The sequence below is a fragment of the Ramlibacter sp. AN1133 genome (genome assembly GCF_037890035.1).
Lineage (GTDB): Bacteria > Pseudomonadota > Gammaproteobacteria > Burkholderiales > Burkholderiaceae_C > Ramlibacter.
Genome location: NZ_JBBKTQ010000011.1, coordinates 137,506 through 151,406 on the forward strand (window position 1 = coordinate 137,506; position 13,901 = coordinate 151,406).

General features: G+C 69.1%; 13 protein-coding genes. 1 reads left to right on the forward strand and 12 read right to left on the reverse strand.

Annotation, left to right across the window (positions count from 1 at the left end; genetic code table 11):
* Positions 1-63: 63 nt before the first annotated feature.
* From WG923_RS17170 to WG923_RS17225, 12 genes are all read right to left on the reverse strand, one after another.
* Entirely contained in the window at positions 64-1,287 is a 1,224-nt protein-coding gene (locus WG923_RS17170) for a M20 aminoacylase family protein (protein WP_340352200.1), read from the reverse strand.
* Positions 1,284-1,916, reverse strand: coding sequence for an SRPBCC family protein (locus tag WG923_RS17175; protein WP_340352201.1), 633 nt, complete (start codon positions 1,914-1,916; stop codon positions 1,284-1,286). The genes WG923_RS17170 and WG923_RS17175 overlap by 4 nt, the downstream gene beginning before the upstream one ends.
* The gene (locus WG923_RS17180) at positions 1,913-2,797 is read right to left on the reverse strand and encodes an NAD(P)-dependent oxidoreductase (RefSeq protein WP_340352202.1); all 885 of its coding nucleotides are present in this window, start codon (positions 2,795-2,797) and stop codon (positions 1,913-1,915) included. Before WG923_RS17180 ends, WG923_RS17175 begins: the two co-directional genes overlap by 4 nt.
* Positions 2,794-5,166: a xanthine dehydrogenase family protein molybdopterin-binding subunit gene (locus tag WG923_RS17185; protein WP_340352203.1), complete on the reverse strand. Its 2,373-nt coding sequence runs from the start codon at positions 5,164-5,166 to the stop codon at positions 2,794-2,796. The genes WG923_RS17180 and WG923_RS17185 overlap by 4 nt, the downstream gene beginning before the upstream one ends.
* Complete coding sequence (locus WG923_RS17190) at positions 5,163-5,648, reverse strand: (2Fe-2S)-binding protein (protein ID WP_340352204.1); 486 nt, start codon at positions 5,646-5,648, stop codon at positions 5,163-5,165. Before WG923_RS17190 ends, WG923_RS17185 begins: the two co-directional genes overlap by 4 nt.
* The gene (locus tag WG923_RS17195; protein ID WP_340352205.1) at positions 5,645-6,517 is read right to left on the reverse strand and encodes an FAD binding domain-containing protein; all 873 of its coding nucleotides are present in this window, start codon (positions 6,515-6,517) and stop codon (positions 5,645-5,647) included. The genes WG923_RS17190 and WG923_RS17195 overlap by 4 nt, the downstream gene beginning before the upstream one ends.
* Positions 6,518-6,524: 7 nt before the next feature.
* Positions 6,525-7,625, reverse strand: coding sequence for an ABC transporter ATP-binding protein (locus tag WG923_RS17200; protein WP_340352206.1), 1,101 nt, complete (start codon positions 7,623-7,625; stop codon positions 6,525-6,527).
* Between the two features lie 9 nt (positions 7,626-7,634).
* On the reverse strand, positions 7,635-8,543 hold the full coding sequence (locus WG923_RS17205; RefSeq protein ID WP_340352207.1) for a carbohydrate ABC transporter permease: 909 nt from the start codon (positions 8,541-8,543) through the stop codon (positions 7,635-7,637).
* Between the two features lie 17 nt (positions 8,544-8,560).
* Positions 8,561-9,538 carry a carbohydrate ABC transporter permease gene (locus tag WG923_RS17210; RefSeq protein WP_340352208.1) on the reverse strand — a complete coding sequence of 326 codons (978 nt, stop codon included), beginning with the start codon at positions 9,536-9,538 and terminating at the stop codon, positions 8,561-8,563.
* Positions 9,535-10,863 (reverse strand): extracellular solute-binding protein, encoded by a 1,329-nt coding sequence (locus WG923_RS17215; protein ID WP_340352209.1) that lies wholly within the window; start codon positions 10,861-10,863, stop codon positions 9,535-9,537. The genes WG923_RS17210 and WG923_RS17215 overlap by 4 nt, the downstream gene beginning before the upstream one ends.
* 171 nt (positions 10,864-11,034) lie before the next feature.
* Positions 11,035-12,399: an L-serine ammonia-lyase gene (locus WG923_RS17220; protein ID WP_340352210.1), complete on the reverse strand. Its 1,365-nt coding sequence runs from the start codon at positions 12,397-12,399 to the stop codon at positions 11,035-11,037.
* Between the two features lie 10 nt (positions 12,400-12,409).
* The gene (locus tag WG923_RS17225; RefSeq protein ID WP_340352211.1) at positions 12,410-12,721 is read right to left on the reverse strand and encodes an NIPSNAP family protein; all 312 of its coding nucleotides are present in this window, start codon (positions 12,719-12,721) and stop codon (positions 12,410-12,412) included.
* A gap of 138 nt (positions 12,722-12,859) precedes the next feature.
* Between WG923_RS17225 and WG923_RS17230 the strand changes: the two genes are divergently transcribed.
* Positions 12,860-13,561: a TetR/AcrR family transcriptional regulator gene (locus tag WG923_RS17230; RefSeq protein ID WP_340352212.1), complete on the forward strand. Its 702-nt coding sequence runs from the start codon at positions 12,860-12,862 to the stop codon at positions 13,559-13,561.
* Positions 13,562-13,901 lie beyond the last annotated feature (340 nt).

The following is a 13,901-nucleotide window of genomic DNA, read 5'->3' on the forward strand; positions in this document are numbered from 1 at the left end:
CCTGGCAGATTCATTCCCCGCGAGCGCCGACACCGTCCCCGCGGCGGACACGCCCGCGGCAAATCACTGCCTGTCGGTGGGCCGGGGCCGTGCGCAGCCCAGCCACTGCTCGGCCAGCCTCACCCAGAACGTCGCGCCCAGGGGCAGCAGTTGGTCGTTGAAGTCGTAGCTGGGGTTGTGCAGCACGCAGGGACCCCCGCCGTGCCCCAGCTCGCGGTGAGCCCCGTCGCCATTCGAGATGAATGCGTAGGCGCCGGGCTTGGCCTGCAACATGAACGCAAAGTCCTCGGCACCCATGGTCGGCTCCTGGTCCCGCACCCGCTCCGGGCCGACGATGGACGCCATCACCTCGCGCATGAAGGCCGCCTCCGCCGGTGAATTCACGGTGGGGGGGTACTTGCGCCGGAAGCTGAAATCGCAGCGCGCGCCGAATGCGGCGCAGGTGTGCTCGGCCAGCTCCCGCATGCGCCGTTCCACCAGGTCCAGAACCTCCAGCGAGAAGGTGCGCACGGTCCCTTGCAGTTCGCATGCATCCGGCACGACGTTGGTCGCCTCGCCCGCGTGGATCATGGTTACCGAGATGACGGCGGCATCGACCGGCTTGACGTTGCGCGAGACGATGGTCTGCAAGGCCAGCACCAGCTGGCAGGCGATCGGCACCGGATCGATGCCGCTGTGCGGCAGCGCCGCGTGGCTGCCTTTGCCCTGGATCCGGATGCGAAAGTCGTTCGAGGAGGCCATCACCGGCCCGCTGCTGATCTCGAAGCTACCCACCGGAGCGCCCGGCCAGTTGTGCATGCCGAACACCGCTTCCACGGGGAAGCGGTCGAACAGTCCTTCGCGCACCATCACGCCGGCCCCGCCGCCATCCTCTTCGGCCGGCTGGAAGATCAGGACCACCGTGCCGTCGAAGTGGCGGGTCGAGGCGAGGTGGCGCGCCGCCGCCAGCAGCATGGCCGTGTGGCCGTCGTGGCCGCACGCATGCATGCGACCCGCGTGCCGGCTGGCGTGGACGAAGGTGTTGAGCTCCTGCAGCGGCAGCGCGTCCATGTCGGCGCGCAGGCCCACGGAGCGGCCGCAGGCGCCGCCGTCCCGGCCGTGGAGGATGCCCACGACTCCAGTCCCCGCGAGTCCGCGCTCCACCGGGATGCCCCACTCGGTGAGCAGGCGCACCACCAGGTCGGCCGTGCGCGTTTCCTGGAAGCACAGCTCAGGATGCGCGTGGAGGTCGCGCCGCCACGCCTGCGCGCAGCCGGCCTGCGTGGCGATCTCCTCGATGATCTTCATCGGGCCAGCAGCGCCAGGCAGTAGCCCAGCGCCAGGGCCAGGCCACTGGCGAACACCACCATCCATGCCGGCACGGGTGCGCCCAGGCCGCCGCCGGCCGGCAGCAGCGCCGCACCCGGCCGCGGCTGCGCAAGGTCCACCGCGGTCGCCGGCTGCAGCACCGCTTCGGGAGCCGCTGCGGGCCCGCCCCCCAGCTGGCGCGTGAAGGCGGCGAAGAAATCGTCGGCATTCTTCTTCGCCACCGCCTGCACCAGGCGGCTGCCGACGCTGGCCAGCTTGCCGCCGATCTCGGCCTGCGCCGTGTAGCGCAGCAGGGTCTGCTCGCCCTGCGGCTGCAGCACGACCCGGGAACTCATCTTGGCGAAGCCGGCAGCGCCGCCCTGGCCGCGGCCGGTGAGCGTGTAGCCGTTGGGCGCGTCCAGCTCCGACAGTTGCACGTTGCCGCGAAAGGTGGCCGACACCGGGCCGACGCGCGTCGTCACGATGGCGTTGAACTCGGTGTCCGAGACTTTCTCCAGCGCCTGGCAGCCAGCGATGCTGGCCTTGAGAACGGCCGCATCGTTGAGCGCTGCCCAGACGCGCTGCTGCGGCGCCGGGACGAGGTATTCGCCCGTCATTTCCATGCTCATGGCCGTCCTCCGTACAGCCGCGACAGCGCCTGCGTGCCCTCGCGCGCGTGCCCCTGCTGCACCAGCTGCGCATACAGCTTGCGCGCCTGCTCGGCGCCGGGCAGCTGCAGCCGCATCCGATCGGCTTCGGCCAGCGCGATGGACAGGTCCTTGAGGAAGTGCTCGATCATGAAGCCGGGAGCGAAGTCGCCCTTGACGATCTTGGGCCCCATCACGCTCAGCTGAAAGCTGCCCGCCGCGCCGCCGGAGATGCACTGCAACACGAGCTGGGGATCCAGGCCGGCCGAGCGGGCGTAGGCCAGGCCCTCGCACACGCCCATGATGGTGGAGGCGATCACCAGCTGGTTGCACATCTTGGTGTGCTGTCCGGTGCCGGGGCCGCCGGTGTGCACGATGGTCTGGCCCATGCGCTGCAGGATCGGCAGGCCCTGCGCGAACGCATCGGCCTCGCCTCCCACCATGATGGAGAGCCGAGCCTCGCGCGCCCCGAGCTCGCCACCGGAGACCGGCGCATCCAGCGCGCGGCAGCCGCGGGCGGCGGCTTCGCTCGCCAGCCGCTGCGCCAGCTCGGGGCTGGACGTGGTCATGTCGATCAGCAGCGCGCCGCGGGCCTGCTGCAGCACGCCGTCAGGGCCCAGCCAGACCTCTCCCACGTCGCGCGGGTAACCGACCATGGTGATCACCACGTCGGACCCGGCCGCCACGTCGCCGGGCCGGTCGCACCAGACCGCCCCTTTGTCGACCAATGCGCGCGCCTTGTCGGCCGAGCGGTTGTACACCCGCAGCGGGTGGCCGGCCGCCAACAGGTGGCCGGCCATGCTCTGGCCCATGATGCCGAGCCCGACGAAACCGATGCGGGCCTGGCCTGTCGCTTCACTCATTGCTTGCTCTCCGTCGCTTGCTTGCCGCGCAGCAGGCTGCGCAGGTAGGTGGGGCTGAGCGGCTGGCTGTCGGCCCGCACCCCGAAGGGCGCGAGCGCGTCGTTCACCGCGTTCATGAGCGCGCCGATCGCCCCCATCACGCCGCCTTCGGCCATGCCCTTGATGCCCGCCGGCGTGGCGCGATTTGGCGTGTGCATGGGGATGAGCTCGATGCGCGGGATCTCATGGGCCGTGGCCACCAGGTAGTCGGCCAGCGACCCGGACAGGTTCTGCCCGGTGTCCGGGTCGTAGGCCACGTGCTCCATCAGCGATCCGGACAGGCCCATCGCGATCGCGCCGTGCTGCTGCCCCTCGACCACCACCGGACTCAGCACCGTGCCGCAGTCTTCCGCCGCCACGTAGCGCTCGATCTGGACGGCGCCGGTGGCCACGTCCAGCCGCACGATGCAGGCATGGCTGGAATTGGAATAGGTCATGGGCGGCGGCTCGTAGGTCTTGTGGAACTCCAGGCCGGGACTCACGCCTGCTGGCAGCGCCAGCGGGTCCAGATAGGCGATCCGCGCGATGTCGGCCAGCGCAAGGCCCGCGTCCTGCCACGCGCCTTGCGCATGCTGCTGGACCCGGCCATCGTGCATGCGCACCGCATCCAGCGGGACCTGCAGCCGGTGGGCGGCGATGGCCAGCACGGTGCGGCGTGCGTCCTGCGCGCACAGGTACAGCGTCCCGCCACCCGCCGTCCCTCCGCGCGCACCGCGGCTGCCCATGCCGTAAGGCGCGATGTCGGTGTGGCCCAGATGGATCTTCACGCACGCCGATGGCACGCCCAGACCTTCGGCCACCGCCTGCGACAGCGCCGTCTCGTAACCCTGCCCGGTCGCGCCCAGGCCCACGGAGGCATTGACCACGCCGGACGGTTCGATGCGCACCCAGGCCGCTTCGTGGCCCGAGCCCGCGATGCCGGCCGCCTTGTAGAACTTGGATCCGTAGGTGGTGGATTCGACCACCGTGCAGATCCCCAGCCCCAGGACCTCGCCGCGCCGGCGCGCCTGCGCCTGGCGCTGGCGGAACGCGTCGTAGCCGATCGCGGCCAGCACGCCCTCCAGCGTTTCGCGCGGCGTGATGTCGGCCAGCACTTCGCCGGTGGCCATGGTGTACGGGTAGTCGCGCGGCTGCAGCATGTTGAGCCGGCGCACGGCGACCGGGTCGAGCCCCAGTTCGCGCGCGACGTTGTCGATGGTGCCGTCCATGAGCCAGCTGGTGATCGCCATCGGCGCGCGCATCGGCCCGTTGCCCACCTTGTTGGACAGCACCACCTTGACGTCGTAGCGGTAGTTGGCGATCCGGTAGGGTCCGGTGATGATCATCGCCACCACCCGCGCCAGGTAGTTGCCGGGGTAGAAGCTGTAGGCCCCGAAGTCCTCCAGGATCTCCAGCTCCAGCGCCAGGATGCGGCCCTGCGCGTCCACCGCCACGCGGGTGCGGCACTGGTCCTCGCGCGCCTGCGAGGAGGCCAGCAGGTTTTCCATGCGGTCCTCGCGCCAGCGCACCGGCCGCTCCAGCTGCATGGCGGCGACGGCCACCGTGAGCTCCTCGCGATAGAGGGCGATCTTCTGGCCGAAGCCGCCGCCGACGTCGGGAGAAACGACGGTCACCTGCGATTCGGACAGGCGCAGTCGCCCGGCCAGCGTGGTGCGGTACGGATGCGGCACCTGGGTGCCGACCTGGAACAACAGCTGCTGGCGGCCCGCATCCCAGCTGGCGATGCAGCCGCGCGTCTCGATCGGCAGGTGCGTCTGGCGCTGCATGGAGAAGCTGCTCTCGACGATGCGCCGGGCGCCGCGCATCGCCCCATCAACGTCGCCGTAGGCGGCATGCTGGTGCGACAGCAGGTTGCCGGGCACGGCGTCGTCGACGCGGGGCGCATCGGGGGCCAGCGCCTGCGCGATGGTTGCCACCGCGGGCAGCACCTCGTACTCCACGGCCACGCGCTCGGCGGCGTCTTCGGCGAGATAGCGGTCGGTGGCGATCACGCAGGCCACGGGGTCGCCCTGGAAGCGCACCTTGTCGATCGGCAGGGTGTCCGATTCCATCGGCTGCAGTCCGACGATGGGCGGGGCCATGCGATGGCGGGTCGTGTGCGGCGCGATGTCGCGGCCGGTGTAGACCGCGACGACACCGGGCATGTCGCGCGCGGCGGCCGTATCGATCGAGGCGATGCGCGCATGCGCGTGCGGCGAGCGCACGAAGCAGGCGTGCAGCGCTGCGGGCACCGCGATGTCGTCGATGAAGCGGCCGCGACCGGTGAGCAGCCGCGCATCCTCGCGGCGCGGCTCGTGGCGGCCGATGGAGCGGAAGCCCTTGTCGGTCACGCGCGTGCTCCTTCGCGCAGGCGGCGCGCCGCCAGCAGGATGGCGTCGACGATGTTCTGGTAGCCGGTGCAGCGGCAAAGGTTGCCCGACAGCGCCTCGCGCACCTGGGCTTCGCTCGGATCGGGATGGTCCTTCAGGAAAGGCTCGAACGTCATCACGATGCCTGGCGTGCAGAAGCCGCACTGCAGGCCGTGGCATTCGTGCAGGGCCTGCTGCAGCACCGACAACTGCTGCGGCGTGCCGACGGACTCCACGGTCTCGATCTCGTGGCCTTCCATCTGCACGGCGAAGCACAGGCAGGAGCGCTGCGGACGGCCGTCGACCACCACGGTGCAGGCGCCGCACACGCCGTGCTCGCAGCCGACGTGGGTGCCGGTGAGGCCGCAATCCTCGCGCAATGCGTCCGACAGCAGCTTGCGCGCGGGCGCCTCGAACTCGACGTTCCTGCCGTTGACGGTCAGGGTGATGCGCTGATTGCTCATGCGGGCACACCGCTCCTTTCGAGGCAACGCGCAAGCGCGCGCGCCACCAGGGTCTCGGTCAATTCCTTGCGGTACAGCGCGGGCACGCGCGGCTGGTCCTCGGGCGTGACGGCGTCCCGGGCCGCCCGGGCGACTTCGGCGACCCAGTCCACCGAGGCCACGCGGCCGCGGCAAGACTGCGCCACCGCGTCCAGCCGCTGCGGCACGGGCCCCACCCCGCCCACGCCGAGCCGCAGGGTGCCGACGCGTCCGTCCTGGAGCGCCAGCGTGGCGGCCACCGCAACGATCGCGTAGTCGCCGTGGCGCTGGTTGAACATGCGGTAGGCCGAGACTTCTCCGGCGCTCGCGCGGGGATAGCTCACGGACAGCACCATCTCGTCCGGCTGCAGCGCCGTGGTCATCGCCGACAGCAGGAATGCATCGGCCTCGACGACGCGATGTGCACCCTTGCGTGCCAGCGTCAGCCGCGCACCCAGAGTGATCGCGACCAGCGCGTGCTGCGCGGCGGGATCGGCGTGCGCCAGACTGCCGCCGACGGTTCCGCGCTCGCGGATCGCGCCGTGGCCGATGGTGCGTGCCGCCTGCCCCAGCAGGGGGCAGTGTTCGGCCGCCAGCGGCGACTCGGCCAGCGTGTGGTGACGCGCCAGTGCCCCGACCTCCAGCCGGTCAGCGCACACGCGCAGCTGCGCGAGCTCGCTCAGGTCGTTGAGGTCCACCAGATGCGCCGGGCTGGCCAGGCGCATGTTCATCATCGGCACCAGGCTCTGGCCGCCGGCGATGATCTTGGCCTCGGCGCCGAAGCGCGCGAGCAGTTCCAGCGCCTCGTCGACCGAGGAGGGCCGGTGGTAGCTGAAGGCTGCGGGTTTCACCGGTTTCTCAGGCCCACAGCAGGTTGTCCGTGGTGTCCGGGTCGAACACGTGCAGGCGATTCAGGTTGATCGCCAGCCGGGCCTGATCTCCGGCCCGGTACTGGCACTCCTTGCCGACCCGGAAGAACAGCTTGGCCTCGGCCACCTCGATTTCCAGGAACTGGTCCGAGCCGACCGGCAGCACCGACAGGATGCGGCCGCTCAGGAATGCGCCCTCGGTCGCGGCACCTTCTTCGGCCACGTCCTCGGCGCGGACACCCAGCACCACTTCACGCCCGTCGTAGCCGGACAGCTTGCTCGCCGCTTCGGCCGGCAGCGTGAACGTGGTGCCGCCGTTGCGGAACACCAGTCCGGACGGCGTCTGCCCGAGCCGGCCCTGGAGGAAGTTGATCGGCGGGTTGCCCAGGAAGGAGGCCACGAACATGTTGGCGGGGCGCTCGTAGATCGCGTCGGGCGAGCCGATCTGCTGCACCACGCCGGCGCGCATGACGACGATGCGGTCGGCCAGCGTCAGGGCCTCCGCCTGGTCGTGCGTGACGTACACGAAGGTGGTCTGCATCGCCTGGTGCAGCTGCTTGATCTCCGCGCGCATGGAGATGCGCAGCGCGGCGTCCAGGTTGGACAGCGGCTCGTCCATCAGGAACACCTGCGGCTGGCGCACCATCGCGCGGCCCAGCGCGACGCGCTGGCGCTGGCCGCCGGAGAGCTGGTCCGGCCGGCGCTCCAGCAGCGGCACGATCTCCAGCCGGCGGGCGGCATCGCGTACGCGGCGGTCGATCTCCGCCTTGTCGAACTTGCGCATCTTCAGGCCGAAGGCGATGTTGTCGTACACCGTCTTGTGCGGATACAGCGCGTAGCTCTGGAACACCATGGCCACGTCGCGCTTGTGCGGCGGCACCGTGTTCATCACCTCGGTGTCGAAGCGCAGGTTGCCGTCGCTGACGTCTTCCAGCCCCGCGATCATGTTCAGCGTGGTGGACTTGCCGCAGCCGGAGGGCCCCAGCAGGACCAGGAACTCCTTGTCGGCGATCTCGAGGTTGAGGTTCTCGAGCGCGGTGTATCCGTTGGGGTACTGCTTGCGGACGGATTCGAACTGGATGCGTGCCATGGTGGTCCCTTAACCCTTGACGGCGCCGGCGGTCAGGCCGGAGACGATGTAGCGCTCGAACACGACGGCGATCAGCACGGGGGGCACGATCGCCAGCACGCCGGCGGCGTTGATGAAGGAAAAGCTGATGTTGAAGTCGGACGTGAAGGACGCGACCACGATCGGCATCGTCTGCGAGGCCGTGGTCTGCGTGAACATCAGCGCCAGCAGGAACTCGTTCCAGCTGGTGAGGAAGGTGAACAGCACCACCGCCACCAGCGAGGGCAGCGCCAGCGGCAGGAACACCAGCACCAGCGTCTGCAGCCGCGAGCAGCCGTCCACGCGGGCGGCCTTGTCCAGCTCGTCGGGCAGCGATTCGAAGTAGCCGGTGAGGATGAAGATGCTGAAGGGCACCGTGATCGCCAGGTAGGTGATCACCAGCGACAGCAGGTTGTCCATCAGCCCCAGCTTCTGGACGAACAGGAAGAACGGCACCACCAGGGCGATGTCGGGGATCACCCGCGTCGACAGCATGAAGTAGATCGACGTGGTGCGGCCGACGAAGCGGATCTTGGCCATCGCGTAGGCGGCCGGCACGCTCACGAGCAGGTTCAGCACCACCACCGCGACGGCGACGAGGAAGCTGTTCTTCATCGCCGGCAGCAGGTTGGCCGCCGTCGACGGGATGAAGCCGCCGCTGGCCGTGTCGCCCTGCCGGCGCGTCTCGTAGGTCACCTTCTCGTCGGGGGCCTTGAAGATCGCGCGGAAGTTGGCCGCCGTCGGCGCGTGGGGCACCCAGTGCGGCGGCACCGAGGTGATCTCCGCCTCCGACTGCAGCGAGGACGACAGCAGCCAGGCGATCGGCGCCAGCACGTACAGGGAAAACAGCAGCGAGCCGATGAACAGCAGCGCGCGCTGGCCGGGAATCAACTTGTTCATGGAAAGGCCCTGCGTGCTCACAGCTTGCGGCTGGTGGTGCGGATGATGAACCAGGCCAGGACGAAGGTCGCCAGGGCCATGATGTAGGCGAGCGCGGCACCGGTGCCGAACGCCAGCTTGCGGAAGGTCTCCACGTACACCTGCCAGGCCACGACGTGCGACGCCTCCGCGGGCCCGCCCTCGGTGAGCACGAAGAACAGGTCGAAGTGGCGGATCGCCATCATGGTCTCGTAGATCACCACCAGCGCAAAGCCGGGCACCAGCGACGGCAGCGTGATGTGCAGGAAGCGCTGCCACACGTTGGCGCCGTCGACCTTGGCCGCGCTGTACAGGTCCGGCCGTACCGACTTGAGCGTGACCAGCAGCAGGATGGTCGCCAGCGGAACCTCTTTCCAGACAAAGGCGTTGGTGATCAGCCCCAGCGTCTTGTCGGTGTCGCCGAGCATCACCAGGTACTTGTCGATGAAACCCAGTTGCAGCAGCAGTCCGTTGAGCGCGCCGTAGCCGGAGTCGTAGATCCACTTCCACATCAGGCCGTTGGCCACGTAGGGAATGGCCCAGGGAATCAGCAGGATCGCCGACAGCACGCGGCGGCCGCGGAACTCCTGGTTCAGCAGCAGCGCCATGAGGGTGGCGATGACCATGATCGCCAGCACCGACATCACGGTGAAGTTGACCGTGCGCAGCACCGATTCCCAGAACAGCGGGTCCTGGAACACCTTCAGGTAGTTGTCGAACCAGACGAAGGGCACGCGGTGCGGCCGCGTGAGCTTCAGGTCGAACAGGCTGATCCAGAAGGAGTACAGCACCGGGAACACCGCCACGGCCATCAGCACCGCCATCATCGGCGCCAGGAACAGCATCGCGCTGCGCTGGTCGTAGGCGCTGGAGGGATAGCGCAGCCAGCCGCGGCGTGGCGGCCTCGCCGGTGCGGCTCCGGCAGGCGGGAAAGGGGCCTCGTCCGCAGCGAGCGCAGCCCCGTCGTGCGTCTTCACGTGTCCTTGCGCAGGTCGTTCCAGGAGCCGGCGGACTTCTTGAGCGCGTCGGCGACGCTGGACTTGCCCAGCACGGCCGACTGCCAGGCCGTGCCGTTCACCTCGTCCCATTCGCCGAACCAGCGCGCGATCACGTCCTTCTTGCGCGCCAGTTTCTGCTGCGCCTCGAATACCTTGATGTCGGCATACTTGGCGTAATTGGCCTGCACCTCGGGGTCCTTGAACATCGACGGGATGCCGAAGCCGGAGCCCAGGTCGTTGAACAGCATCTTCTGGAACTGGTACTGGCTGCCGGCCTTGCCGCCGAACCATTCGATCAGCCTGGCGGCGTTGGCGGCGCGGGTCTTGTCCGCCGCGGCCTGCGGCGTCATGCCGTGGAAGCGCATCCAGCCCACGGTGGCCGGCGAGCCGCCCGGACCGGCAGGCATCAGGGCCTGGCGCACGTGGCCGGCGACGGGCGACTGCTTGGCGTCGTTGAGCGTGCGCACGCGGTAGCGGCTCAGGAGGGCGAAGGCATGGTTGCCGGCGCCGAAGGCCTTCAGGCCATTGAGCTCGCCCGTCTCCACGCAGGCCGGCGAGATGATCTTGTGCTTTTGCACCGCTTCGGCGATCCACTGCAGCGCGCGCTGCGCACCGCCGTTGGCCTGCGCCACGGCGGCGACACCCTTGTCGTCGACGAAGCGGCCGCCGTGGGAGAACACCATGGCGGAGAGGAACTCGATCAGCCAGCTCTCGCGGGCCATCGACAGCATCATCGGGTGCTGCGACAAGCCGGCGGACTTGATCTTCAGCGACTGCTGCAGCACCTCGTCCCAGGTCCTGGGCGGTTCCTTGATGCCGGCCTTCCTGAGCATCTCCTCGTTGTAGAAGAAGGCCATGTAGTCCGAGTAGTAGGTCAGGCCGTACTGCTTGCCCTTGTACGTCATCGACTCGGTGCAGAAGCGGTCGGCGTCGGCGTTGTACTTCAGCAGCTCGGGGAACTGGTTCACCGGCGCCAGCCAGCCGGCGTCGGCCCACTCGGGCAGCCAGCTGTCGGAGACCCACATCACGTCGATCGGTGCCTTGGCGACGAACTTGGTGATCATCGTCTCGCGGTACTGGGCCCAGGGCGAGGTGTTGTAGGCGACCTTGATGCCGGTCCTGGCCTCGAAGGCGGTCAGGTGGCTCTTGACCAGGTCCACCGCCGCCGACCAGGTGTACATGTTCAGCGCGCCGGACTGCGCCAGCGCATCCAGCGACAGCAGGCCGCCGGCCGCCGCGCCGGCCGCTCCCGCCGCCTTCAGGAAGTCGCGCCGCGAAGGGGCGCCGTTCCAGGTGTTGTTCATGCCTCTCGCTCCTAGGGGATGGCTGCGGCGCCCGCGCGAAGGGCGACGGGCCGAGCCGGCCGGTACGCAGGCGCTCGGCCCTTCGCCGCTCGCCCGACCTGTGGATCCATGCTTGATTCGGTTAACTATATCGTCAAGTGACGACAAGCGTTTTGCGGGAATTCCCGGACATCAGCAGGCCACAACGTTCACTGCCAGGCCACCCAGCGACGTTTCCTTGTAGTGGTGATGCATGTCGGCGCCGGTGGCCTTCATGGTGGCGATCACCCGGTCCAGGGTGACGAGGTGCGTTCCGTCGCCCGCGAGCGCCAGCCGCGCCGCGTTGATCGCCTTGACCGCCCCCATCGCGTTGCGTTCGATGCAGGGCACCTGCACCAGCCCGCCGACCGGGTCGCAGGTCATGCCCAGGTGGTGCTCCATGGCGATCTCCGCCGCGTTTTCCACCTGCCCGGGCGAGCCCCCCAGCGCCGCCGCCAGGCCGGCAGCCGCCATGGAAGCGGCCACGCCGACCTCGCCCTGGCAGCCGACTTCGGCGCCGGAGATCGATGCGTTCTCCTTGTAGAGCGAGCCGATCGCCGCCGCGGTGAGCAGGAAATCGTGGGTCCGGCCCGGGTCGCCCCGCGCGTGGAAGCGCTCGTGAAAACGCAGCACCGCCGGCAGCACGCCGGCGGCGCCATTGGTGGGCGCGGTGACCACCCGGCCACCCGCCGCGTTCTCCTCGTTCACCGCCACGGCGTATGCGTTGACCCAGTCGAGTTCGCCCAGCAGCCTGGCGCCGCCGCGCTCCAGCGCTTCGCGCAGGGCTCCCGCGCGCCGCTGCACGCCCAGGCGCCCCGGCAGCGGGCCGTGGCCGGCCAGCCCGCGGTCCATGCAGTCGAACATGACCTGCCGGATGCGATCCAGACCGGCGCCGATCTCCGCTTGCGGTCGCAGCGCGAGTTCGTTGTCCAGCGCCAGCTGCGCGATGCTCAGGCCCTGGCTGGCGCAAATCCGCAGCAGCTCCTCGGCCGATCGGAACGGGTGGGGCCACTCGATGCGCGCCGCCGCCGCCGGCCGCCGCAGTTCCTCTTCCGTCGCGATGAAACCGCCGCCGACCGAGAAACTGGTCTCCTCGGCCAGCACCTGCCCGGCACCGTCCGTGGCCATCAGGCGCATCCCATTGGGGTGCAATTCCAGCCGCTCACGGGGGTGGAACAACAGGCCCTCCGGCTGCCGGAAAATCACCCGGTGCCGCCCCAGCAGGCAGATCTCGCCGGAGCGGCCGACGGCATCCAGCCAGGCCGCCGCCTGCCCGATATCCACGGTCTCCGGGTCATGGCCCATCAGGCCGAGCAGCACTGCGCGATCGGTGGCATGGCCGCGCCCGGTGAGCGCGAGCGAGCCGTAGAGGTGAGTCTCGATGCGAGCGACGGATTCCAGACGGCCGTTATCGGCCAGCGCGCGGACAAAACGCAGGGCGATGCGCATCGGCCCCACCGTGTGCGAGCTGGACGGGCCGATGCCGACCTTGAACAGGTCGAAGACGCTGACCGGCATGGCCCGCGCCTTACGCCAGCGGCGAGAAGGCGGCGGGGGCCAGGAACACACTCTCCTGGTGGACCAGGTAGGGCAGCATGGACGGCACGAAGGCACCCCATTCGGCGTCCTTGGCCATCTTGGCGCGCTGCCCGGCGCGATGTCCAAGGTCGTCGTAGGCCCAGAGGAAGACGACGGAGTTGAGCACCCCGCTCTCCTTGGTCCAGCAACCGACCAGCTTCGCGTAGCGCGAGATCAGGGGCAGCCCCCGGTCCTGGTACATCTTGAGGAATTCGCCAGCCTTGCCGGGCTGGACCTGGTAGGTCCGCATTTCGTAGATCACGCCCACTCCTTGGTCGTTCGAGAGATGTCCATGTCGTCAGGCATGACTCAATTTTATCGTCACCTGACGATATGATTTTGCCGCTAGAGTGGAGCCCATGTCTACCGATTTCGCGCGCCCAGCCCCGCGGGCAGACCGATGAAAGCCAAATCCGCTGTCCTGTCGTCGCAACGCCCACCGCCGGCCGACAAGCCCGCCAACGGCAAGCGCCGCGCCACGGCGCGCCTGCCCGCGGACGAAAGACGCGCGCAGATCCAGGCCAAGGCCTTCGAGTACTTCTCGGAATACGGCCTGACCGCGCAGACCCGCGCGCTGGCCGAGGCCTGCGGCGTGTCGCAGCGTCTTCTGTACAGCGCGTTCCCGAACAAGGCGGCCTTGATCAACGCCGTCTACGAAGCCGAGATCGCAGGCCCGTTCAAGGCGATCTGGTTCGTGCAGCTGCGTGACCGCACGGTGCCGCTGGCCGAGCGCCTGAACAAGTTCTATGGCGAGTACTACGACACGATCCTCACCCGGCGCTGGCTGCGCCTGTTCCTGTACGCCTCGCTGGCCGAAGTGGAGATCGCGCCCACCTACATCGCGGCGATCATCCGCACGCTGCTGCTGACAATCGTCGAGGAGGCCGCCTTCGACAGCGGGCTCGACACGCCGCCCGACGCCGCCCTTGCGCAGGAGATCGGCTGGGTCCTGCACGGCAACATCTCGCACCTCGCCATCCGCCGCCACGTGTACGGCGACGGCACATCCATCGCGATCCGTGACGTGATCTCCCTGCATGTGGCCGCCTTCCTGGCGATCGTTCCAACCGTGCTGGCCCCAAAGGAAGAAGCGACGAAGTGAGGTCTACCCGGGGCGGCACCAGAGCTCGTCGCTCCAACGGCGTCAGTCACCAGACCGTTTGCACCGGCCGCGCCTTCTCATGGGCCTTGCCAAGGCGGTTCGCCACAGAAAGTCCGGCAGCCACACGCGCTCCTGCGGGATGAAGCCGGACTGCGGCAATCTCCCTGCATTGAACAGGCCGACCGCCGCGCAGATGCCGGCGGCAGTGGCGATCTGGATGGCGGAGCGCTGGCGAATCGCCGGCGCATTCGGCGAAGGTCTTTCGCGCGAACACCTCGTGAAGCCCGCCAGAAGCAGAACGGGGCCCCCACGCGGTCGCGCGGGGGCCCGGTTCACGATG

Bases quoted from the DNA above. Each gene is read 5' to 3' on its own strand.
- WG923_RS17170 (WP_340352200.1), bottom strand. From the start codon at position 1,287: ATGAAGATCATCGAGGAGATCGCCACGCAGGCCGGCTGCGCGCAGGCG.
- WG923_RS17175 (WP_340352201.1), bottom strand. From the start codon at position 1,916: ATGAGCATGGAAATGACGGGCGAATACCTCGTCCCGGCGCCGCAGCAG.
- WG923_RS17180 (WP_340352202.1), bottom strand. From the start codon at position 2,797: ATGAGTGAAGCGACAGGCCAGGCCCGCATCGGTTTCGTCGGGCTCGGC.
- WG923_RS17190 (WP_340352204.1), bottom strand. From the start codon at position 5,648: ATGAGCAATCAGCGCATCACCCTGACCGTCAACGGCAGGAACGTCGAG.
- WG923_RS17200 (WP_340352206.1), bottom strand. From the start codon at position 7,625: ATGGCACGCATCCAGTTCGAATCCGTCCGCAAGCAGTACCCCAACGGA.
- WG923_RS17205 (WP_340352207.1), bottom strand. From the start codon at position 8,543: ATGAACAAGTTGATTCCCGGCCAGCGCGCGCTGCTGTTCATCGGCTCG.
- WG923_RS17215 (WP_340352209.1), bottom strand. From the start codon at position 10,863: ATGAACAACACCTGGAACGGCGCCCCTTCGCGGCGCGACTTCCTGAAG.
- WG923_RS17220 (WP_340352210.1), bottom strand. From the start codon at position 12,399: ATGCCGGTCAGCGTCTTCGACCTGTTCAAGGTCGGCATCGGCCCGTCC.
- WG923_RS17230 (WP_340352212.1), top strand. From the start codon at position 12,860: ATGAAAGCCAAATCCGCTGTCCTGTCGTCGCAACGCCCACCGCCGGCC.